Here is a 20406-nt window from a genome sequence, read left to right on the forward strand (position 1 = left end):
CCGGTCGCCATCTGGTTATGCGAATTTATCAATTTGTATGGCCGACGCCACAGGCGCACCATTGCGTGACCGGCTGAGAATCCGCATAGAATACAAAGTTATGAGGGTAGCAGGGGTAATTGGACCGAAAAAAGCAAACGTCGTATTCTCTCTATGGAGCGACGAGAAGCTGAAAACAAAGGACTTCCCTCTCAGCAAGAAGAGAGGGAAAGCCTATCCTCTTACGCGCCGCTATCGATGGCAAACCATAAGCTTTGCCACAAAGGGGCGTAACTACAGAGTGCTGGTTGCCTATCACACACTTGTTCCAGAGTTTATCGCCACCTTGGGCGAAGAAATCGGCGGGGATTTCCGAATTTTGGCGAGGTGGGAGTTTCACGCGACCCATGGTGGCTGGCATGTGCACACAGCTTGCGGGGACACTGATAACTTGTCAGTAGGCATCATAAAACCGTCAGGAACCAAGCGCATTCCTGATCCGAAGTCCTACCATCGCCACATGAAAATGCTTAACGATGGACATGCTATGAGTGATGGGGTCGCTACGGCGATCGCGTGCAGCCTTGTCGGCATAGACCACCAACACGATATGTTTGTGATAGACGCGATGCCATGGGCTTGAAGGAACAAATATGTAGGGCGTTCTGCGAGAACGTCCGAATAACTGCCTTCAGCGGTGGTGTGGCTATTTGCACGCCCTATAAAACTTCATTTCTGGAGACCTAATAGGCATATACGCGCTTGGTCCTAAGAGTGGCCTGTACCGTCTTGTCGACAACGCCCTCACGATTGCGTTCCTGGAAGCGGAGGGTGCCACTATGGATGCTGCCAGTCGCAGAGAGGCATTGTCCCAAATCTTGGTGCAACACGGTGCGGCCTATGACGAGGAAATGGGAGAAATATTCATAGACGGCATAACAGAAGCCGATCTACCCAAGGCTGTTCTCGAATTTTCAGCTTTGCTCCTACGTCTGAACGATTTGATTCTTTTGACTGTCGAACGTGTAAAGAATGCATTCGAGGACGATGTGAGGGCCGCGATTAGAGACGAGATGGATAAGCGCCATGTCCGCTATGTCGAGGGCCAACCAGTTTCTCCGGACTTGACAGATGTCACACCAGATATGGTTTTTTATCCGGAAGATCGCGATCCTGTGGCTTTGTTTATAGCGACGAATGATTCAAAGCTATGGCAAGCAATGTTATTGCGAGTGATCGCGGATAGCGAGCGACACCTACCATTGTCGGTAGTTGCAGTCTTGGAAACCGAAACGTCCGTGAGTCAGAAAGTACGTCTACAGGCGGACAACCGCCTTGACGCGGCACCGCGATATAAGAGCGGCCCTATTGACACGATCCAACGAATAGCCCGTGTCGTTGTTGGCAACGAAGCTGCAACTGTCCACTGACGCTGAGCGCTTCGGCCAAACGCTGAGGGCGAATGACTTGTGATGTGCAGAAGGCGAGGCCTGCCCATGCTTCGCTATCACTCCGCCGCCTCCAAAAGCGACACCCCATTCAACCCCGCCACAATATCCGACAGCGCCGGCACGAACTTCTCGCCATGGCCTGTTGTGACGGCCGTGGCGAACCCATTGCGCACAGCGGCGCCGATCGGGTTGGCGATGCCGGCGGCGTGGGCGAAGGAGGCGAGATAGGTCATGTCCTTCAGCGCATTGGCGATGGCGAAGCGCTGGGCGTTTTCGTTGCGGTTCAAGACGAAATCGAAGAAGGCCTGGTAGAAGCCGCAATCCATGCGGCTGCCGGAGATGACGCTGTTGAAGACCTGCGGCGTCAGGCCGGCCTTGGCGCCGAGGCTCAGCGCTTCCGAATAGATCGCGGAATAGCCCATCGAAACGAAATTGTTGAGCAGCTTCATGGTGTGGCCGCTGCCGGTCGGGCCGGTGTGGACGACACGCGCGGCGAAGGCTTCGAGCACCGGCCGCGCTCGGGCGACGATCTCGGCCGCATCGCCGACCATGACGTCGAGCTTGCCCTCGGCGGCTTCCTTGGGCGTGCGCGCCAGCGGCGCGTCGATCAGCGTCATGCCCTGCTCCGCGAGGTCGGCGGCAAGCGCTGTCGTCGATGAGGGGTTGGAGGTCGAGCAGTCGATGATCAGCAACGGCTTAGCTGCCGCAGCAAGGCCATCCTGGCCTTTGACCAGCGCTTCGACCTCGTGCGAGCCGGTGACGCACAGGATGACGATGTCGCTCGCGGTGGCGAGCGCGCGCGGGCTTGGCGCTTCGGTGGCGCCGGCGGCGATCAGCCGGTCGGCGGCCGTGCGGCTGCGGTGGACATGCACCGTCAGCGGCCAGCCCTTGCGCAGCAGATTGTCGGCCATGCCGGCGCCCATGCTGCCCAGGCCGATGAAACCGATGCGTTCTTTCATGCAATCCTCCCATGGCCCGTGCCGACGGGCCGAATTTTCGTCACCTTGCGGCGAGCACCTGTCGATGCAATTCTTTGAATAAGATTCGGCCTTCGAACAAGAATCGAACCGGAGTGCCACCGATGGCGGAGCCCATGACTTTCGACGCCATACCGCAGGCGCCCAACCTGCGGACGGGTCTGGTCAACACGCTGATTGCGCAGATCGAATCCGGTGACCTTGCGCCGGGGCAGCGGCTGCCGACCGAGCAGGAGATTGTTGCTGCCACGGGCGTCAGCCGCACCGTGGTGCGCGAGGCGCTGGCGGCGCTGCGTGCGCGCGGGCTGATTACCACGCGCCAGGGGCTCGGCGCCTTCGTCGCCAAGGATCCGCCGCCGAAGACGTTTTCCGTGCTGCCCGACGATCTCGAATCGATCGACGAGGTGCTGCGCGTGCTCGAACTGCGCATGGGCATCGAGGTCGAAGCGACAGGCCTCGCCGCCGAACGGCGCAGCGAGGCAGCGCTCCAGCAGATGAGCGCGCGGCTCGACGCGCTGGAGGCGGCGGTGCGCGCCGGCGGCTCCGGCTCGGAAGAGGATTTCGGCTTCCACCGCGCCATTCTGGCGGCGACGCAGAACCCGAATTTCACCCGGCTGTTCGATACGTTCGGCAGCGCCATGGTCCCGCGCCATTGGACGCGGCTCGACCGCATGACGGAGGCCGAGCGGGAAAAATATCTCGACCGCATGCAGCGCGAGCATCGCGCCATTCTCGGGGCAATCGAAGCCAGGGACGTCAACGCCGCGCGGCGCGCCATGCGCAGCCATCTGACCAAAAGCTATGCCCGCTTCGAGGACCTGCGCGACAAGGCTGTTCACGATTAGGGAGCCAACCACGGTTGACTGACTGCTCATCCGGCGACCCCGTCGGAGATCGAGTTCGCGAATCAGCGACATGTTCCTCCCGGCTCGAAATCGTTGCAATCTTACCGGGTTGTCATACAACCCTGTGATCTGGTAAATCCAGGGAAGAGGGATGTCAATCGCGTTGCCATGCGGTATGAGGCTCCCGAAATCAGAACCGTCATCAAAGCCGCAAGTCAGGAAGCAAAATGCAGTCACGGAAATTTGGCCGTACCGGCAGATCAGTCAGCGAGATCGGCTTCGGCGCCTGGGCGATCGGCGCCGCCTGGGGCGAGGTAAATGACGACGATGCGGTCGCCGCCCTGCATGCCGCGCTCGATGCCGGCGTCAGCTTCCTCGACACCGCCGACGTCTATGGCGACGGCCGTTCGGAAAAGCTGATCGCACGGGTGATGAAGGAACGCGGCGGCGGGCGCCCGTTCATCGCCACCAAGGCCGGACGGCGGCTGCCGAAGCAGACGGTCGAGGGCTACAGCGTCGAGAACCTCACCGGCTGGATCGACCGCAGCCTGAAATACCTCGAGACCGACACGCTGGACCTGGTGCAACTGCATTGCCCGCCGACCGATCTCTACTATCATCCGGAGGTGTTCGAGCGTCTCGACAAGCTCACCGAGCAGGGCAAGATCCGCAATTACGGCGTCAGCGTCGAGCGCGTCGAAGAGGCGCTGAAGGCGATGCAATATCCCGGTGTCGTCAGCGTGCAGATCATCTTCAACGCCTTCCGCCAGCGCCCGGCCGAGCTGTTCTTCGCTGAGGCGAAAAAGAACGATGTCGCCATCATCGCCCGGGTGCCGCTGGCCAGCGGCCTGCTGTCAGGCAAGTTCAAGGCGGACACCAAGTTCGAGAGCACCGATCATCGCCTGTTCAACAGGAATGGCGAAGTCTTCGATGTCGGCGAGACGTTTTCGGGCGTGCCCTATGAGGTCGGCCTGGCGGCCGTCGAGAAGGTGCGGCCGCTGGTGTCAGGCGACACCACGATGGCGAAATTCGCTCTGCGCTGGATCCTGATGTTCGACGCTGTGACGGTCGTCATTCCCGGCGCCCGCAATCCGGCGCAGGCGGTTTCCAATGCGGAAGCGGCGGAGCTTGCGCCGTTGTCCTCCGAGTTGATGGCCAAGGTGAAGGCGGTCTACGACGAGAACATCAAGCCCTACGTGCATCAGCGCTGGTGAGCCAGCGCCTGCCGCCCTCGACCGGCTGACTGACCAGAGGCCAGCCGGGCAAAATTGCGCTCGTCGTTACAAGCTGTGCAGCGGATCCTTTGATCCACCGGTCATTTAATCGGCCGTGCCGCTTGTTATTGTGCAGTGCAGCAACGATATTGCTGCGTGTGCGTTGTGTGCACGAGTCTGCCCATTCCGGCGCGCAAGGATAACGATTTGCGAGACATATCCGATACGATCGCCCGGCTGAGCGCGATGCGCGGCCGGCCAGCCGGTGCAGGACAGAGCAAGGACGATCACCTGTCCGAGATGACAGGGTTCGGGTCCAATCCCGGCGCCTTGCGCGCGCGGTTTTATCGTCCTGAAAACCTACCGAAGCAGGCGGCGCTGGTCGTGGTGCTGCATGGCTGTACCCAGACTGCCGCCGGCTACGACCATGGTTCCGGCTGGACCGAACTCGCCGACGAGCAGGGTTTTGCCGTGCTTTTCCCCGAGCAGCAGCGCGCCAACAACGCCAATCTTTGCTTCAACTGGTTCGTGCCAGGCGATATAAGCCGCGACAGCGGCGAGGCGCTGTCCATCCGCCAGATGATCGAGGCGGCGGTGGTCACCCACGGTCTCGACCGCAAGCGGATATTCGTCACCGGTCTTTCCGCCGGCGGCGCCATGGCGGCGGTGATGCTGGCGACCTACCCGGACGTGTTTGCCGGTGGCGCGATCATTGCCGGGCTTGCCTATGGCAGCGCCTCGACCATCCCCGAAGCCTTCGACCGCATGCGTGGTCATGGCGGACCGTCCAGAAGCGACCTGCAGCGTCTGTTGCGGGAAGCTTCGCCGCACAAGGGGCCGTGGCCGAGGATTTCGGTCTGGCAGGGCTCGGCCGATACGACCGTGGTGCCTTCCAATGCCGACGCGGTGCTGGCGCAATGGCAGGGCGTGCACGGCCTCGCTCAAGCGCCGACACGCACGGAAAAGGTCGACGGTCAGAGCCGAAAAGTCTGGTCCGATGGCAAAGGCCGCGACGTGGTCGAGGCATACAGCATTGCCGGCATGGGCCATGGCACACCATTGCAGGCGAGCGGCGACAATGCTCTCGGCAAAGCAGGGCCGTTCATGTTGGATGTCGGGATTTCCTCGACGCGCCACATCGCCCGTTTCTGGGGGCTGACGAAGCCAGAGGTACGACGCACGGCGAAAGCCGAGGCCGCTTCAGGCACTGCATTGCAGCCTTTCTCGCCGAAGGAAAAACCGCGAGCTGTCCGTGTCGATCCGGCCCCGGAGCCTGTCAATCCGCCAGGCGGTCCGGCGGGCGGGATTACCAAGGTCATCGAGGACGCGCTGCGGGCAGCGGGATTGATGCGCTGAGGCGGAGGCTCGCCCCGCACGAAGGACAAGGGCAAGCACCAGCATCATTATCGCAGCAGGCCTTCGTCCTCGAACGCATCCCAGCCCTTCAGTCCGGGCGGCGGGCCCTCCGTGTCCCGGGCGTTCCTCGCAGTGCGCGCTTGGCCGGTGCCCTTTCCCGCGCGCGTCAACGCGGCCTTGCCCGCGCCGCGCCGCCTGTTCTCGGCGACTTCCTGGACATCCTGCTCTCTCCAGACTGTTGCCAAATCGCGGTCCAGGACGTCTTCGATGTGGCGCGGGTCGAAAACGTGGAAGGTGACAGACTTTGATCGCCCACGCATCTTGACGGTACGTGTGCCGGTGCTTTGCAGCCGACCGTCCTTGAGCCATTTGTGGCGCTCGCGCGAAGAGATCGTAAGGATATCCTCGACCTCGCGCGGAAGCACAGGCAGCGCCTCCACTCCCTCCAGTGTTTTGGAGATGCTGGCAGAGGCGGCCTTGAACGCTTCCGCTTCGGATTTCGACATTCGCAATGCGATGCGGCCCGTCTCGGCCTTGACGTGCTTCCTGACTGCCCATGGCAGGCGGGCTCTGACTTCACGTTCGATCCCCTTGGAGCGCACGGCGGACCCGAGTGTCGCTGACGGCGACAACGGCCATTCGGCAATCAGTTGCGGGGACGGGCTCATGCTTTCCTGGGGCTGGTTCCGTTGGTTCGATGCTAACACGGCAAGAGCCGGTCAAGCCAAGGCAACAGCGAAAAGGGGCAGGTCCGAATAGACCCGCCCCTTATGGCCGAAATTGAATGTCGCTCGCAGCGCGCCGACAGCACCCTTGGCCCCGCCGCCGTATGGCGGCGGGGCTCGATGATCAAAGTGGGCTGGCGTTGCGCGTTCTGTCGCGCTCGGCCTCGATGTCGGTGTAGGGGTCGGCATTGGCATCGAAGCCGGTCCAGCCACCGGCTTCGTAGGCGCGTCGGCGGTCTTGCAGATCGACCGAGTTGGACTCGCCAAGAATACGCTCGGCCTCATCGGCGAGTTCGTCGCTGACCCTGGCGGTCACCATCGTGCCACCGCGGCGAACGCCCTCCGCATAGACATGCGCATCCCTTTCGGGGACGCCTGACTCGGTCAGCGCCCCGACGATGCCACCGGCAGCGCCACCGACGACCGCGCCGCCAACGGCGCCGACCGCGGTGGCGGCCAGCCATCCTGCGGCCACGACCGGACCGACGCCAGGAATGGCCATGATGCCGAGCCCTGTCAGAAGCCCGCCGGCGCCGCCAATGACGGCTCCAAGACCGGCGCCGCCGGCTGCATCCTCGGCGGCGTTGGAAGTGTCGCCGTCGTCGTACCAGTCATCCGAATTGTTGGCGACGATGCTGATGTCGGCCTGCGGCACTCCGATTGCCTCCAGTTCGCCGACGGCATCGGAGGCATCATCGTAGTTGTCGAAAAGTCCGGTTACGGTTTTCATGGTCTTGATCTCCTCGATCTGGTTCAGAGGTTCAGTTGGCGCCGGCAACGACGTTGCCCTGATAATCGAGCGCCACGGTCGTGGTCTTGCCATCCTTGGTGGCCTGACCGCGCCAGATGCCCTGGTCGTCTTTGGTCAGCTTGGACACGCCGGAGAAGCCGGCATCCTGAATGCGGCTCTTCGCCTGATCCTCGGTGAAGCTGTTGGCACCCGGGATCGGGGCGGCCGGATTGGTGGTGTCGGTCGTGCTCACGGCCGGGGTGGTGGAGCTGGTGGTCGACGATGCATTGTCGGCGGAAGCGATCTTCTCGACCATTTCCTGATGCATTTTGAGCGTCGGCAAGGTCTCGGAGGCGAAGGTCTTCAACTGCGCGTTGTCGCCGTCCTTGGCGTAGCTCTCGAACAGCGTGACCGCCTCCGAATGCGCATCGCGCTGCATCTGGACATAGGGCTTGTCGACGGCATCGTTGGCATTCTGCAGAGCCTCCAGATCGGCCTTGTGCTTGGCGTCCAGCTCCGTCGGCACTTTCAGCTTCTGTTCGCCGGCGATGGTCGCAAGCTTGGCGTTGGCGGCGCCGTGATCGTCGATCATCTTCTTGGCGAAATCCTTGACGCCTTGATCCTGGGCCTTGCCTTCTGCGATCTTGCTGGAGTCCACTTCGAACAGGCCGCCGATGGCAGCCTTGTCGACAAAGTCCTGAGCACTGTCGGCGGCGAAGGCGGGCAGGGCGAAGACCATGGCTGTGGCGGTGGCCAGCGAAGCTAGAAGAACACGTGTTTTCATGGACAGAGATCCTCGTTGGGGCACACATCGTGCTGTGAGCCTAACCAGTGCGGCCAAGCTTTGTTCCGCCGCCCAAGCGTTATAACCGGGAGGGTCGATGCCGCGATGATGGCCCCTCGTCAGCGGCTTTTTGCGCCTTTGCCATGCCGACGCTGAGGACGGCGACCCGCTCGATGGGCGCCTTGCAAGTCGATCAAAAAGGGAAACGAGGCCCTTCGCCGCCGGCAAGTGAACACCGCGGTGACCTATCGAAGTTCAGCGATCGTTGCGTTCGAGGCGGCGCGCAACCTCTGTTTGTGCGACCTGCAGCAGCGTGTCTATTTCGAACATCGCCGCCGCATGGCCGCCGTCGCGAATGACACGGCGGGCGCGGTGCAGCAGGTCGGAGACCGTCCGCAGCGTTTCAGCATGGCTCGATCGATTCGACAAATGCGTGCCCTCCATCAGCCACAACCGTTGGATCGGGAGAGTGTTCCCAAAGTTAGCGGCCGGCCGGGCGAATGACTGTGACGCAGGCAGCGGAACCATCCTTGTCCGTTGGCCGTTCCCCCTGCCTCAACGAAAGGAACAGCCATGGCCGACAACGACACCCCGAAGGACACCGCGAAGGACACCCCCAAGGACACCCCGAAGATTTCCGCCCGAGAGGCCCAGGAGGCCCTGGAGAAGCAGGTCGCATCGCTGAGGCGCGAGATCAGCAAGATCAACCGGACGCTTGCCGACCGCGCAGAAGATGCCGTCGGCGAAGCCGGCGGCTGGTACGGCAGCGCGACCGAGCGCGCGGCACGGGCAACGCAGCAGCTGAGATCGCAGGCGCAGACGGTGTCCGAAGCCGTCCAGCAAAATCCCGGCACCATCAGCAGCGCTTTCGTGCTTGGTGGCATTGCCGGGTTGTTGATCGGCATGCTGCTCGGGCAAAGCCAGGAACGCGACCGAGGCTGGTTCTAGCGAGGTATCTTACGACCTATTGCGCCCGCCGGCTTTGCCGGCGGGCCTTGTATTTATGGACGCCAGATCAGTATCGCTTGAGTGAAAAGCTCCCCGCTCCGAAATTCGGCGTTGACGGCTAGTCCTACTAGTAGGTAGGTAAACGCCATGAGCAACCTTGTGGCGACCTCCGATCAGATTCTGGCGTCCGCGCGAAACTTCATCGTGGCCGGCGGCTACAACGGATTCAGCTATGCCGATATCGCCGGCGAGGTGGGGATCCGCAAGGCGAGCATCCACCATCATTTCCCCAGCAAGGTCGATCTTGTCCGCACGCTTGTGGCGCGCCATCGCGAGCGTACCGAGGCCGGCATGGCAGATCTGGAAAGTAAACTCCCAGACCCGCTTGCACTGCTTCAGACCTATGCCGACTACTGGGCAAAATGCATCGAGGATGCGAGCGTTCCGTTTTGCGTCTGCGCGCTGCTTGCCAGCGAACTCCCGGCGCTCCCGGCTGAAATTGCCGTCGAAGTGCGGGCTTACTTCAGGTTTCTGTCGTCCTGGTTGACCAGGGTCATGGAGCGCGGCGCCGAGCAGGGGGTTCTCGGATTTGCAGGCTCGGCGGAGCTGGAGGCAGAGACCTTCATGGCGACCGTTCATGGCGCCATGCTGTCCGCGCGCGCCTATGGCAACCCCGCCATCTTCGGCGCCATTCTGACGCCGACCGTTCAGCGTCTGTCTCGGAAGGTTCACTAACAGGGAATTTGCGCGACAGGGGCGGCGAGCCCCTCCGCCGAATTCTCTTCGACGCATCCATCGTACCTACCTTCTAGTAGGTAAACACAAAAAGGAAAATCCGAAAATGCTTGTCAAGACGAATGAAGCCAACCAATCCTCGTGGCTCAAGAGCTACTATTTCATACGCTTTGCCGTGGCGGCGGCCTGGGTGCTGCTGGCCTTTACTGCCTCCAGGACAATGACGTCCCTGGCAGCCATCATGTTGGTCGCCTATCCCGCCTGGGATGCGCTGGCCAATTTCGTCGACGCCCAGCGCAGCGGCGGGCTAAGCCGCAACAAGACGCAGCTGCTGAATTTGGTCATCAGCATCATCACCACGGCGGCGGTCGCCATTGCTCTGGGCAAAAGCATGAATGCGGTGCTCGCGGTGTTCGGCGTCTGGGCGGTCCTGTCGGGCCTTTTTCAGTTGGCAACCGCAGTCCGGCGCTGGAAGTCCGGCGCGCAGTGGGCAATGGTGCTGAGTGGCGCCCAGTCGGCGCTGGCCGGCATCTTTTTTGTGAGGATGGCTGGCAGCGCTGCGACGGTCGGCATCACCGATGTCGCGCCCTATGCCGCGTTCGGCGCCTTTTACTTCCTGGTCTCGGCAGCCTGGCTGACGGTGAGCGACGCGCGGCGCAAGGCGGCTGAGGCCGCCGGCTGAGGCGCCGATCGTTCGAAACGGGATTTGTGGTCGGCGCCGCCCGCGCGGCGCCCTCGACAGGTGAGTTGAGTTTCCCTGCCGCGGTCGTATGTTGTTGACCGTAGTGGAGGATCACAAATGCCCATTCGACGCAAAGCCACCGAGGCCGGCGTTTTGCAGCCATCCGAACTCGAGCTGTTGGGCCGTGTATTCGAGCAGCTTAAGCGCGACGGTCAGTCGCCCGAAGCACGCGACGCCATCGCATCCCGGATTATCGCGAACTATATGGCCGGCGTGGTCGACGAAGCCGAGCTCGTCAGTCTTTCGAGGCAACCGCTGGGCCGGTAGTGCGCTTTCCATTCCGGGTTCAGAAGAGTTTCAGGTCGTCACATCAGAGGGATAAGGCAATGCCGACTGACCCACCGATAGAGCGACGGTCGCATATCCGTGATCTTGTTCTGAAGGAAGCGACAATCCGCGTTGGCGACGCCAGTATCAATTGTCTGGTTTGCAACCAGCACGCCCACGGTGCGGAGCTGCGGGTGAAGGCCGATATCGCAATCCCCGACCGTTTCGTGCTTCACGTGCCGGTCGATCATACCAGCTATCGCGCCGTGGTGCGGTGGAGACGGAACGAGCGACTTGGGGTGCAACTCGATTCGGGACGGCAGGCGTAGATGGCGGTAGCCGGGACGGATCACCCAGCTGTTCAAGTGCAGGGTTGATGGGACAAGGCAGGGCTCGTTTGCGGCACGAACGCTTCCTTCCATGCTGCTTGCGATTTGCAATCAGTTGCGATAGCCTCTGACCGCTTGCATTACAAGCGGTTGGTCCGTGGACCCACTAGGTGAAGGCGCTGCTTTTGGGCAAACTTATCTTGGGAATGAACGTTTCCATCGATGGCTATGTCGATGACCTTGCCGGAAATCTGGTCATGGGCGCACCAAGCCAGAAGCACTTCGAGTACTGGATCGAGACGATTCGCAACCATGCCGGCGCTGTGTATGGCCGCCGGATGTACGAGGTCATGCGCTATTGGGACGATGATCACGCGGAATGGGATGCTTCGCTTCGCCAGTTCGCGACACTCTGGCGCAAGCTGCCCAAATGGGTCGTTTCGCGCACACTTTCACGGGTCGGCCCGAACGCCACCCTCATCTCCGGCGATATTGAAACGCAGATTCGCGAGATCGCGGCCCGCAAGGAGGGTATCCTGAGCGTTTCCGGTCCGGAACTGGCCGGTCTTATGACCGGGCTGGGCCTGATTGAGGAATATCACCTGCACGTGAGGCCGTTCGTGCTCGGCAAGGGCAAGCCTTTCTTCCACGAGGCAAGGCCTCCGCTGCAACTGGTGTCGAGCACATTGATCGATGACGATACGGTTCATATGATCTATGTGCCGCGAGGCTGAACGATGAGGCGCTTCAGCGCCAACATGCGAACCAACACGTACGTTCGCAGTGGGCCTGGTCCCGGCCTTCGCACCGAGGTCTCACATGTCAGCTTGCGTGCTGGGTACCCAAGCAGCAGAGGGTCTGCTGTCGGCCGAAAATCTGCCGGTCAGCAATGCGCCCCACGCCGGTCAAAGAGGCCTTGCCGCCGTTCCTCCATAAGCAGACATTGCAGACCTACAAGGACATCGCTTTTACGCCCGAAGCGCCGCTTGGGTTGGTCCTTCAGTGACCTGGCGGCCCAAGGGCGTCGTCCTCCACCGCCCGCCCTGGTCCGCAACTCACCGTTGCCAGCGGCTCTGCTCCTGGCCTTCCCGCGATGACCGAGCGGGTAGTGAAACATCATGGTCAAGCCTGAAAAGCAAGGTCCAACCTAGCCGCCTTTCCAGGCCTGCGTCATCATCGTCCAGCAGTTCAGGATCCTGCGTGCGCCAGCCGGGTCCGTCGGGTCGGCCGGCCGCACAGTTTTTTTCATCCCGCTGGAACATTGGCGAAGGAATGCAGTTGGTGTCGCTGCAGATGCCGCCGCGTGGTGCCTGTGGCGATTGGTGGCAACACCTGATCGGCCGCCGCTCCTTTACGAGGCGGCTTAGCGTGTGAGCCAATCCTGCAGCAAAGGCCTAGGGATTGGAACGGCCAACAGGAGGCAGTCATGAAGCACCAGACACTCGATCAACTCCAGTCAGTCGCGGACATCAGTCCACTATCGCCGGCTCTGCTGGCTACAAGGACGCAACGGATAGAGCGGTGGGCGGAACTGCTCTATCGAAATCCGACGCGCTCCCTTGTGGCTCTCACCGGGACTGAGCATCTGCATCCCTCTGTCCGCGGAGAAGCGCGCGCGGTCGGATCGGCGATCAGTGTCGCCTTTGACGATCCACTGCTGCGTGCATCGGGCATGCAATCGGATACCTACGGGGAAGCCAGACGCTTCTTCGAACTCTCCGATTGGCAGTTGCATGAGATCGTCTGCAGTTGCCACACCGGCGCCACCATGCAGGCTGGCTGGGCCGCCGGGCGTGTCCGCAGGGTCCTCAATGGGAGCAAGATATTGGCTTGGCTGAGAAAAGGATTCATGCCGCACTGAGACACAGCGCTTGCGCCTGAAGAAGCATGCAGGCTCCAGCAGAGATTGCGTCGGCTCCGCGAAGGCATGGCTGACCTCAATGGAGTAGGGCGGCCGAGTTGCTTGCGACTTCAGAAATGACGTTCACCATTGCTTAGTGGACCTCGTCAGGGTGATCGGCAAGTTCGTGAATAGCGAGTACCAGCGCCAGTTTCGACCAACCGGTCGGCAGCGCCCTCGTGACCAAGCGGGGTTACTTATCCTCGGTGCGTCACATGTGCGCTTCGTCAGCGGTATAGCCTGCCAATCCCTCCACAGCCGTTTTGACGCTGCGAAAAGCTCGAGGCGTGAGGGGGCAATTTAACCGAGGAATCCCGAAAACGGACCTTCCGCTTTCGGCCCCGAAATTGAAATCCGAGGCACCCCGCCATCACCCCGGAAAGATCGTAAACCCGCCATCGACGCGGAGCACCTGCCCATTGATAAATCGTGCGCGGGGGCCGGCTAGAAAGGCCACCGCCTCGGCGATCTCCTCCGGCTCGGCATAGCGGTTCAGCGACTTCTTGCTCGAATCCATGCGCTCCGGATCGACCGTGCGGGTCGCCTGGAAGCGTGCCGTCTTCGTGGCGCCTGGGCTGACCGCGTTGATGCGCACGCCGTCGTCGATCAGTTCCTTGGCGAGACAGCGCGTGTAATGCACGACCGCGGCCTTCAAGGTGGAGTAAACGACCTCGGGCGAGCAGCCGAGATGTGCCGCCGCGGAGGCGATGTTGATGACGGAGCCGCCGCCGCGCTGCTTCATCGGCGGCAAGAAGGCCTGGCAGACCAGCATCGTGCCGATCAGATTGTTCTCGGTGAGCACGCGGATGTCGTCCAGTTCGATGTCGAGGGCGTTGTTCGGGTTCGGCTTGCCGCCCTTGGCGCCGATGTCGCCGCCGGCGCAATTGACCAGCACATGGACGTCGCCGAGATCGGCCTCGATCCTGCGCTTCATCTCGGCCACCGCCTTCTGGTCGCCAATGTTGCCGGTCACCGACGTGACCTTCGTGCCGTGCCGCTTCAGGCGCTCGACCACTTCGCCGAGATTGGCGAACTCGCCGTATTTGGCCGGCGCCGTTTCGTCCATGTCGTGGATCGCGACATTGGCGCCGAGTTCCGCCAGGCGCTCGGCCATCACGCGGCCGAGGCCACGGCCGGAGCCGGTTACGAAGGCGGTCAGTCCATCGAGTTCACGTGCCGTCATCAGATCTTCTCCATCAAACCAAATTTGCGCATGTTGGCCGCGCTGCGCCGGATCATGTCGAGCTCATAGGAAATCAGTGAGACGTCGTCTTCGCGCTCCCAGGGCGTGCGGGTGTCGGCATCGTCGGGCAGCCGGTTGCGCTGGGCTGCCGCCAGGCAGGCGGCAAACTCGCGCGCCGTCTTCGGGGGATAGCCTCGCCACCAGTCGTCGCTGAGATAGCGGACATGCCGGGCCTCCAAGGCGCCCGGTTCGAGAACGGCGGTCATGCGATCGTGGTGCTGGCCAAGAATGGCGAACAGCTCGGCAAACGGCACCGCACCGTCGCCGATGGCACAACGGATCAGCCGATAGCCTTCGGTCGTGAACTGCACGCGGTAGTCCTTGAGGTGGACATGGCGGACATAGGGGGCGATCACCTTCGTAAAATCGAGCGGCGCTTCGCCGACCGGGAACGTGTTGCCGGTGTCGAAGGTGACGCCCACACTGTCACCACCTAGCGCGCAGAATTCGACGAGTTCCCGGCTGGTGAAGTCCTGGTGGTTTTCGATCGCAAGGACATACCCTTCGGCATTCGCGCGGGGACCCCATTCCACCAATCGCTCTCGAATGATGCCGACGTACTCGCTCCATTTTTCGCCGGCGGCGTTGCGGTCTCCGCAGAGAATGGGCGTCAGCGCCGTCCGGATGATTTTGGCCTTGAGCAGGCGCGCGGCCCGAAACGCATCGTCGAGCGGTTCGCCCACCAGCAGGCCGCCGCTGACGACCGGCGTGATGCCAAGGCCGGCGAGCCGTTCGCGCAGCGCGATCACCGCGTCGTCGGAAAGCTCGCTCAGCCATGGCACCCAGATCTCCAGCACGCGCGCGCCGAGTTCGGTCGCGAGCGCGATGAAACCTTCGAGCCCCGCTGGCTGCGGATTGGCGCGTGGCGTGCCGCGGCCCTGGAGGCCGAGATGATAGGTCAGGCCGTAGGGGTTCAGGCCGACCTCGAGCATGAAGCGATCCTTTGAGTCAGGTGTCGTCATCTCAGGCCGGCATCCACGGTGATCGACTGCTTGGTGATCATGCGGCTGTCGTCGGCGGCGAGGAACAGCACCGTGCGCGCGATCTCCTCGCCGAGCAGAACCTTGCGGATCACCTGGCGCTGCACGACCTGATCGACCGAACCTTGGGTCTTGTACCAAAGCTCCCGCTGCCGGTCGGTGATGACGGCGCCCGGCTCGATGGCGTTGACGCGGATGTTGTCGGGGCCAAACGCCCGCGCCAGCGCGAAGGTCAGCCCGACCACCGCAGCCTTGGCCGCCGCATAGGGCGCCATCTCTGATGCGCCGAAACGCCAGGCGATCGAGGAAAAATTGACGATCGAACCAAAGCCCAATTCCTGCATGTGCGGATGCACGGCCTGGGCGGCAAAGAAGTGGTGCCTGAGGTTCACATCCTGGGCGTGGTCCCAGTATTCCTGCGTCACGTCGGCGACCGAGAGGCGATTGTCGTCGGCGGCGTTGTTGACCAGCACCGCGACAGGCCCGACACGGTCGCGCACCGTGCCGATCGCGGCCTGGAGGGCGGGGATATCGGTCACGTCGCAGCGCAGGAACAGGGGCGCGTGCGCTGCCGCGGCGGCGAGGTCGCGGGCAAGCTGCTCGCCGGCCTCCTGCTGCAGATCGAGAAACGCGACGCGCGCGCCATTGGCGCAGAAGGCGCGGACCGTGTCGGCGCCGATGCCCGACGCACCGCCGGTGATCAGCACGACACGCTCGGACAGGCTCGGATAGGTGGCGAAGGACAAGGCGGAACTCTTTTCAGATCAAGCTTCGGTCAGATCAGGCGTTGGGTCGTCGGGTCGAACAGGCACGCACGCGACATGTCGATGCCGAGCGTCACCGTCTCGCCCATAAGCGGCGTGCCGTCGGGGTCGAAACGGCCGGTGATTTCCTTGCCGCCCAGGCGCAGGACGGCCATGGTCTCCGCGCCTGTCGGCTCGACCAGTTCGACCACGGCATCGATCTGCGCGATGCCCGGCTTGCGGCGCGCAAGGTCGGGATCGAAGCGGTAGATATGCTCGGGACGGATGCCGAGCACAAGCTGTCGCGGCGTGTCGGATGGGAGCGCCTGGACGATCGGCAGGCTGGCCGTCTTGCCGTCGGCGGTCTGCAGGACGACAGTCGGGCGGCCGCCTTCCTGGCTCAGTTCCGCGGCCAAAAAATTCATCGCCGGCGACCCCATGAAGCCGGCGACGAACATGTTGGCCGGACGGTTGTAGATCGTGGCGGGATCGTCGAATTGCTGGACCTCGCCCTGGTGCATCACGGCGATGCGCGACGCCAGCGTCATCGCCTCGACCTGGTCGTGGGTGACGTAAACCGTGGTCTTGCCGACGCGGTGATGCAGCTTCTTGATTTCGGTGCGCATGTCGACCCGCAGCTTGGCATCGAGATTGGAAAGCGGCTCGTCGAACAGGAACAGTTTGGGATCGCGAACCAGCGCCCGGCCCATGGCGACGCGCTGGCGCTGGCCGCCCGAGAGCTGTCCGGGCTTGCGCCCAAGCAGCGGTTCGATCTGCAGGAAGGCAGCAACTCGACTGACGGCCTCGTCCTGCTGCGGCTTCGGGACGCGGCGGCTTTCCATGCCGAAGGTGATGTTCTCGCGCACCGTCATCGTCGGGTAGAGCGCGTAGGACTGGAACACCATGGCGATGTCGCGGTCCTTCGGCGGCACCGAATTGACCAGCCTTCCGTCGATGCGGATCTCGCCGGAGGTAACAGATTCGAGCCCGGCGATCATCGCCAGCAGAGTGGACTTGCCGCAGCCGGACGGTCCGACCAGCGCGATGAACTCGCCGTTCCGCGCTTCGAGATCGATGCCCTTCAGCACCTCGACCGCGCCGAAGTTCTTGCGCAGCGATCGGATGGTCAATGTCGACATGCGATGCCCTTCTTGGCGGACGGGACGATCGGCGACAGGAGACAGGCTCCGCTCACTGGATCGCGCCTCACTTGACGGCGCCTCACTTGATCGCCCCTTGGGTCAGGCCACGAACGAAATACTTGCCGCCGAAGAGATAGATCAGCAGCGGCGGCAGCGCGCCGATCAGCACGGCGGCGCTCATGACATCGTAGGCGCGCACATTGGTGCCGCTTGCCGTCAGCGCGACGAGCGCTGCCGTGATCGGCTGTTGCTGCCCGGAGGTGAAGACGACGCCGAACAGATATTCGTTCCAGATGCCGGTGAACTGCCAGATCACCGTGACGATCAGGATCGGCGAGGAGAGCGGCAGAATGATCTTGCGGAAGATGCGCCAGAAGCCGGCGCCGTCGATGCGCGCCGCCTTGATCAGGTCGTCGGGGATGCTGACGTAGTAGTTGCGGCAAAACAAAGTGGTGAACGAAATGCCCTGGATAACGTGGATGAGGACGAGCCCGTAGACCGAATTGCTGAGGCCGAGATTGCCGAGGATGAACGCCCACGGCATCAACGAAATCTGGCCCGGAATGAAGACGCCGAGCAGCATGCAGCTGAACAAAGCTTCCGAACCTCTGAAGCGCCATTTCGACAGGATGTAACCGTTCATCGCGCCGACCGCCGTCGAGATGATCGTGGCCGGGATCGTCATCTTCAGGGAGTTGTAGAAGTTGCGCTGCATGCCCTCGCAGGTGCCGCCGATGCAATAGGTGCTCCAGGCCTGGCCCCAGGCATCGAGGCGGAAGCTGCGCGGCAGCGAGATCAACCCGTTGCGCGCGATCTCCTGCTGGTCGCGGAATGAATTCAGCACCACCACCAGCAACGGGACCAGGTAGATCGCCGCGAAGACGACCAGCAGCCCATAGATGGCGAAGCGGGTGAGAAAATGCCGGCGCGACGCGACTGCGGCAGCGCGACGGTCGAGCGACTGGTCTAGGGAGACGTCAGCCATGGCCGGCTTCCTTGCGCCGGCGCCAGACCACCCAGAATGAATAGGGCACCAGCACCACGGCAACAGCGGCAAGCATCATGATGGCGGCGGCCGCACCTTCGCCGATCTGGCCGCGTTGGAACATCAGGTCATAGACGTAGATGGCGGGGAAGGTGGTCGAGATCCCCGGGCCGCCCTTGGTCAGGGCCGCCACGAGGTCGAAGGTCTTGATGGCGAACTGGATCTGGATGACGGCGACCGCCAGGAAGATCGGCGCAATGGTTGGCAGAAGCACCTTGCGATAGATGCGGAATGTCGATGCGCCGTCGATCTGCGCGGCCTTGACGAGGTCCTGATCCACCGAGCGTAGGCCGGCCAGGAACAGCGCCATGGCAAAGCCCGAGGCTTGCCAGACGCCGGTGATGATCACCGCGTAGATCGCATAGTGCCGGTCGCTGGCCAGTGCGAAACTGAAGCTCGTCCAGCCGAAACCGCGCACCATGGCCTGGATGCCGTCGGTCGGATTGTAGAGCCAGCTCCAGACCGTGCCGGTGACGATGAAGGAGACGGCCAGCGGATAGAGGAAGATCGTGCGCCATGCCGCTTCGCCGCGCACGCGCTGGTCGATCAGGATCGCCAGCAGTAGTCCCACGGCCATCGAGCCGACGATGTAGAAAGCGCTGAAGAAAAACAGGTTGTTGTAGGCGATGTTCCAGCGCCGGTTCGCCCACAGCGACGCGTAGTTGTCCAGGCCGACGAAGCCGTAGGTCGGCAGCAGCGAGGAGTTGGACAGCGAGATATAGAGCGTCCAGCCGGTGAACACGAAGACGTAGACGAAGCTCGCCACAAGTGAGGGGCCGAGCACGAGCAAGGGCATCGCGGAGCCCAGCCGCTCGCGCCAGGGGCGGGCGGGCGTCGGTACCGACAGGATCAGGTCGTGATTTGACATTCAGAGTACAGCATTGGCAGAGCACGGGACTGAAAGGGAGGACGGCCGGGCGGATAGGCATCGCGCCCGGCCATTCCCGTCTATTTCTGTGCTTCCGCCGCGTCGGCCATCGCATTGGCGCCATCCTCGGGCGACATGTCCGGCGTCGCCACGAACTCGGTAATGGAGTCCATGATCGCGCCGCGCATCTTCTGCGGGATGGTCATATTGTGCGCCATCGAGCGGACCAGCGTGCCCTCCTTGATCGAAGCCTGCAGATCCTTCTGCGAGAGCTGCTGGCACGGATTGAAGCCCTTCGACAGATCGATATCCAGGCGTGCGGGGATCGAGCCCTTGGCCTGGTTGAAGACCGTCTGGAAGTCGGGCGACAGGATCAGGCTGGCCAGCAGCTTCTGGCCGTCGATGTAATCCTGGTCCTTCTGCTTGAAGAACACGACCGAGTCCGAGTTGAGGATGAAGCCGGGTTTGCCCCAATCGGTCGGCGCCTGGGCGCAGACATAGTCGGTGCCTTCCTTGAAGCCGGCGGCGGTCAAAAGGCCGATCGTCCAGTCGCCCATGATGTGGAACGCCGCGTCGCCCTTGCCGACGAGCGCCGACATCGAATCCCAGTCGCGGCCGACCATGCCCGGATCCATGTACCTGCTCGTCATCAGGCGCATCTGCGTGAAGGCCTTGACCATCCCCGGGCTGCGCATGGACTCGACATCGCCTTCGACGAAGGCCTTGCGGTAGAGATCGATGTCCTGGCCGTAGAGCACGACCTCGAACACCGTCGAATCCGTCCAGTCGGCGGTCGAATGCGAGATGCAGATCTTGCCTGTGGCGACGATCTTGTCGCAGGCCGCATTGAACTCGGCCCAGGTCTTCGGCATTTCCGCCACGCCGGCCGCCTGCATGACCTTGGGCGAGGCCCAGAGCCAGTTGATGCGGTGGATGTTCATGGGCGCGGCGACCCATTTGCCGGTCGGCTTCATCACCGGAAGCAATTCCGGCGCCACCACTTTCTCCCACCCTTCCGAGGCCGCCAACTCGTCGAGATCGGCGGTCATGCCGGTCTCGTTCCATTCGGCGATCTCAGGGCCCTTGAGCTGCACGGCAGGCGGGGCATTGCCGGCGATCACGTCGGCGCGCAGCTTGGCCAGCGTATTGGCGGTGTGGCCGGCGATCGAGGTCTGTTCCCATTTGCCGCCCTTGGCGGTGAACATCTCGCCGAGCTTGGCGATCGCCTGGGCGTCCGATCCGGTCGCCCACTGGTGCAAAAGGTTCGTCTTGGGTTCGGCGAAGGCTGCCCCGGCGAAAAATGTGCACGCAGCAGCGGCCGCAAGCGCGGTCATGACGGACTTCATCGTTTCACTCCCATATCGTGTTGCACGGTTCGTCTCGACCGCTTATGGCCGCGGTTT

24 protein-coding genes are annotated in these 20406 nt (G+C 62.6%); 12 read left to right on the forward strand and 12 right to left on the reverse strand.

The genetic code is table 11. The features are described 5' to 3' along the window. The first annotated feature begins 37 nt into the window (after nt 1-37). Together NLY33_RS10850 and NLY33_RS10855 are read left to right on the forward strand one after the other, a co-directional pair. A complete protein-coding gene (locus NLY33_RS10850; RefSeq protein ID WP_023704155.1) occupies nt 38-622 on the forward strand; it encodes a hypothetical protein in 585 nt (194 codons plus the stop codon). Nucleotides 623-725: 103 nt separating this feature from the next. Beyond that, complete coding sequence (locus NLY33_RS10855) at nt 726-1409, forward strand: DUF1828 domain-containing protein (RefSeq protein ID WP_286439851.1); 684 nt, start codon at nt 726-728, stop codon at nt 1407-1409. Nucleotides 1410-1486: 77 nt separating this feature from the next. Here NLY33_RS10855 and NLY33_RS10860 read toward each other — a convergent pair whose 3' ends face one another. Then, nucleotides 1487-2389: an NAD(P)-dependent oxidoreductase gene (locus NLY33_RS10860; protein ID WP_023704153.1), complete on the reverse strand. Its 903-nt coding sequence runs from the start codon at nt 2387-2389 to the stop codon at nt 1487-1489. Between the two features lie 122 nt (nt 2390-2511). Here NLY33_RS10860 and NLY33_RS10865 point away from each other — a divergent pair, with 122 nt between their 5' ends. From NLY33_RS10865 to NLY33_RS10875, 3 genes are all read left to right on the forward strand, one after another. Further along, nucleotides 2512-3252 carry a FadR/GntR family transcriptional regulator gene (locus NLY33_RS10865; RefSeq protein WP_023704152.1) on the forward strand — a complete coding sequence of 247 codons (741 nt, stop codon included), beginning with the start codon at nt 2512-2514 and terminating at the stop codon, nt 3250-3252. A 227-nt stretch (nt 3253-3479) separates the two neighbouring features. Then, nucleotides 3480-4466, forward strand: a complete 987-nt coding sequence (locus NLY33_RS10870; protein ID WP_023704151.1) for an aldo/keto reductase — start codon at nt 3480-3482, stop codon at nt 4464-4466. 207 nt (nt 4467-4673) lie between these two features. After that, on the forward strand, nt 4674-5822 hold the full coding sequence (locus NLY33_RS10875) for an extracellular catalytic domain type 1 short-chain-length polyhydroxyalkanoate depolymerase (protein ID WP_023704150.1): 1149 nt from the start codon (nt 4674-4676) through the stop codon (nt 5820-5822). Nucleotides 5823-5869: 47 nt separating this feature from the next. Here NLY33_RS10875 and NLY33_RS10880 read toward each other — a convergent pair whose 3' ends face one another. The 4 genes from NLY33_RS10880 to NLY33_RS10895 form a co-directional block, all read right to left on the reverse strand. Then, nucleotides 5870-6490 (reverse strand): hypothetical protein, encoded by a 621-nt coding sequence (locus NLY33_RS10880; RefSeq protein WP_031195989.1) that lies wholly within the window; start codon nt 6488-6490, stop codon nt 5870-5872. 181 nt (nt 6491-6671) lie between these two features. After that, complete coding sequence (locus NLY33_RS10885; RefSeq protein ID WP_023704148.1) at nt 6672-7277, reverse strand: general stress protein; 606 nt, start codon at nt 7275-7277, stop codon at nt 6672-6674. A gap of 31 nt (nt 7278-7308) precedes the next feature. Continuing rightward, entirely contained in the window at nt 7309-8061 is a 753-nt protein-coding gene (locus tag NLY33_RS10890; RefSeq protein ID WP_023704147.1) for a DUF4142 domain-containing protein, read from the reverse strand. A 255-nt stretch (nt 8062-8316) separates the two neighbouring features. Continuing rightward, the gene (locus NLY33_RS10895) at nt 8317-8505 is read right to left on the reverse strand and encodes a hypothetical protein (protein ID WP_023671089.1); all 189 of its coding nucleotides are present in this window, start codon (nt 8503-8505) and stop codon (nt 8317-8319) included. Nucleotides 8506-8634: 129 nt separating this feature from the next. On the opposite strand from NLY33_RS10895, the gene NLY33_RS10900 reads away from it, so the two are divergent. The 7 genes from NLY33_RS10900 (at nt 8635) to NLY33_RS10930 (ending at nt 12943) form a co-directional block, all read left to right on the forward strand. After that, on the forward strand, nt 8635-9009 hold the full coding sequence (locus NLY33_RS10900) for a hypothetical protein (RefSeq protein ID WP_023704146.1): 375 nt from the start codon (nt 8635-8637) through the stop codon (nt 9007-9009). Between the two features lie 147 nt (nt 9010-9156). Then, entirely contained in the window at nt 9157-9744 is a 588-nt protein-coding gene (locus tag NLY33_RS10905; protein WP_023704145.1) for a TetR/AcrR family transcriptional regulator, read from the forward strand. Between the two features lie 106 nt (nt 9745-9850). Beyond that, nucleotides 9851-10426 carry a DUF308 domain-containing protein gene (locus tag NLY33_RS10910; RefSeq protein WP_023707588.1) on the forward strand — a complete coding sequence of 192 codons (576 nt, stop codon included), beginning with the start codon at nt 9851-9853 and terminating at the stop codon, nt 10424-10426. Nucleotides 10427-10543: 117 nt separating this feature from the next. Further along, nucleotides 10544-10753, forward strand: a complete 210-nt coding sequence (locus tag NLY33_RS10915) for a hypothetical protein (RefSeq protein WP_023671091.1) — start codon at nt 10544-10546, stop codon at nt 10751-10753. 59 nt (nt 10754-10812) lie between these two features. Next, nucleotides 10813-11082, forward strand: coding sequence for a PilZ domain-containing protein (locus tag NLY33_RS10920; RefSeq protein ID WP_081725353.1), 270 nt, complete (start codon nt 10813-10815; stop codon nt 11080-11082). A 185-nt stretch (nt 11083-11267) separates the two neighbouring features. After that, nucleotides 11268-11816: a dihydrofolate reductase family protein gene (locus NLY33_RS10925; RefSeq protein WP_023704142.1), complete on the forward strand. Its 549-nt coding sequence runs from the start codon at nt 11268-11270 to the stop codon at nt 11814-11816. A gap of 692 nt (nt 11817-12508) precedes the next feature. Next, complete coding sequence (locus tag NLY33_RS10930; protein ID WP_023671095.1) at nt 12509-12943, forward strand: hypothetical protein; 435 nt, start codon at nt 12509-12511, stop codon at nt 12941-12943. Between the two features lie 409 nt (nt 12944-13352). Here the strand turns inward: NLY33_RS10930 and NLY33_RS10935 are convergent, their stop codons facing one another. The 7 genes from NLY33_RS10935 to NLY33_RS10965 form a co-directional block, all read right to left on the reverse strand. Beyond that, nucleotides 13353-14165 (reverse strand): SDR family NAD(P)-dependent oxidoreductase, encoded by an 813-nt coding sequence (locus tag NLY33_RS10935; protein WP_023704072.1) that lies wholly within the window; start codon nt 14163-14165, stop codon nt 13353-13355. Continuing rightward, a complete protein-coding gene (locus NLY33_RS10940; RefSeq protein WP_023704071.1) occupies nt 14165-15157 on the reverse strand; it encodes a sugar phosphate isomerase/epimerase family protein in 993 nt (330 codons plus the stop codon). The genes NLY33_RS10935 and NLY33_RS10940 overlap by 1 nt, the downstream gene beginning before the upstream one ends. A 26-nt stretch (nt 15158-15183) precedes the next feature. After that, the gene (locus NLY33_RS10945; RefSeq protein ID WP_023700956.1) at nt 15184-15951 is read right to left on the reverse strand and encodes an SDR family NAD(P)-dependent oxidoreductase; all 768 of its coding nucleotides are present in this window, start codon (nt 15949-15951) and stop codon (nt 15184-15186) included. Nucleotides 15952-15980: 29 nt separating this feature from the next. Next, nucleotides 15981-17087, reverse strand: a complete 1107-nt coding sequence (locus NLY33_RS10950) for an ABC transporter ATP-binding protein (protein WP_023704070.1) — start codon at nt 17085-17087, stop codon at nt 15981-15983. Between the two features lie 82 nt (nt 17088-17169). After that, nucleotides 17170-18075 carry a carbohydrate ABC transporter permease gene (locus NLY33_RS10955; protein WP_023704069.1) on the reverse strand — a complete coding sequence of 302 codons (906 nt, stop codon included), beginning with the start codon at nt 18073-18075 and terminating at the stop codon, nt 17170-17172. Next, nucleotides 18068-19003, reverse strand: a complete 936-nt coding sequence (locus NLY33_RS10960) for a carbohydrate ABC transporter permease (protein ID WP_023704068.1) — start codon at nt 19001-19003, stop codon at nt 18068-18070. Before NLY33_RS10960 ends, NLY33_RS10955 begins: the two co-directional genes overlap by 8 nt. An 80-nt stretch (nt 19004-19083) precedes the next feature. Further along, a complete protein-coding gene (locus NLY33_RS10965) occupies nt 19084-20349 on the reverse strand; it encodes an ABC transporter substrate-binding protein (protein WP_023700959.1) in 1266 nt (421 codons plus the stop codon). Between the last annotated feature and the right edge of the window lie 57 nt (nt 20350-20406).

The sequence above is a fragment of the Mesorhizobium sp. C432A genome (genome assembly GCF_030323145.1).
Classification (GTDB): Bacteria; Pseudomonadota; Alphaproteobacteria; order Rhizobiales; family Rhizobiaceae; genus Mesorhizobium.

Coding starts and splice junctions, on each gene's coding strand:
- NLY33_RS10850 (WP_023704155.1), top strand. CDS start 38: ATGGCCGACGCCACAGGCGCACCATTGCGTGACCGGCTGAGAATCCGC.
- NLY33_RS10860 (WP_023704153.1), bottom strand. CDS start 2,389: ATGAAAGAACGCATCGGTTTCATCGGCCTGGGCAGCATGGGCGCCGGC.
- NLY33_RS10865 (WP_023704152.1), top strand. CDS start 2,512: ATGGCGGAGCCCATGACTTTCGACGCCATACCGCAGGCGCCCAACCTG.
- NLY33_RS10870 (WP_023704151.1), top strand. CDS start 3,480: ATGCAGTCACGGAAATTTGGCCGTACCGGCAGATCAGTCAGCGAGATC.
- NLY33_RS10880 (WP_031195989.1), bottom strand. CDS start 6,490: ATGAGCCCGTCCCCGCAACTGATTGCCGAATGGCCGTTGTCGCCGTCA.
- NLY33_RS10885 (WP_023704148.1), bottom strand. CDS start 7,277: ATGAAAACCGTAACCGGACTTTTCGACAACTACGATGATGCCTCCGAT.
- NLY33_RS10890 (WP_023704147.1), bottom strand. CDS start 8,061: ATGAAAACACGTGTTCTTCTAGCTTCGCTGGCCACCGCCACAGCCATG.
- NLY33_RS10895 (WP_023671089.1), bottom strand. CDS start 8,505: ATGGAGGGCACGCATTTGTCGAATCGATCGAGCCATGCTGAAACGCTG.
- NLY33_RS10900 (WP_023704146.1), top strand. CDS start 8,635: ATGGCCGACAACGACACCCCGAAGGACACCGCGAAGGACACCCCCAAG.
- NLY33_RS10905 (WP_023704145.1), top strand. CDS start 9,157: ATGAGCAACCTTGTGGCGACCTCCGATCAGATTCTGGCGTCCGCGCGA.
- NLY33_RS10910 (WP_023707588.1), top strand. CDS start 9,851: ATGCTTGTCAAGACGAATGAAGCCAACCAATCCTCGTGGCTCAAGAGC.
- NLY33_RS10915 (WP_023671091.1), top strand. CDS start 10,544: ATGCCCATTCGACGCAAAGCCACCGAGGCCGGCGTTTTGCAGCCATCC.
- NLY33_RS10920 (WP_081725353.1), top strand. CDS start 10,813: ATGCCGACTGACCCACCGATAGAGCGACGGTCGCATATCCGTGATCTT.
- NLY33_RS10930 (WP_023671095.1), top strand. CDS start 12,509: ATGAAGCACCAGACACTCGATCAACTCCAGTCAGTCGCGGACATCAGT.
- NLY33_RS10935 (WP_023704072.1), bottom strand. CDS start 14,165: ATGACGGCACGTGAACTCGATGGACTGACCGCCTTCGTAACCGGCTCC.
- NLY33_RS10940 (WP_023704071.1), bottom strand. CDS start 15,157: ATGCTCGAGGTCGGCCTGAACCCCTACGGCCTGACCTATCATCTCGGC.
- NLY33_RS10950 (WP_023704070.1), bottom strand. CDS start 17,087: ATGTCGACATTGACCATCCGATCGCTGCGCAAGAACTTCGGCGCGGTC.
- NLY33_RS10955 (WP_023704069.1), bottom strand. CDS start 18,075: ATGGCTGACGTCTCCCTAGACCAGTCGCTCGACCGTCGCGCTGCCGCA.
- NLY33_RS10960 (WP_023704068.1), bottom strand. CDS start 19,003: ATGTCAAATCACGACCTGATCCTGTCGGTACCGACGCCCGCCCGCCCC.
- NLY33_RS10965 (WP_023700959.1), bottom strand. CDS start 20,349: ATGAAGTCCGTCATGACCGCGCTTGCGGCCGCTGCTGCGTGCACATTT.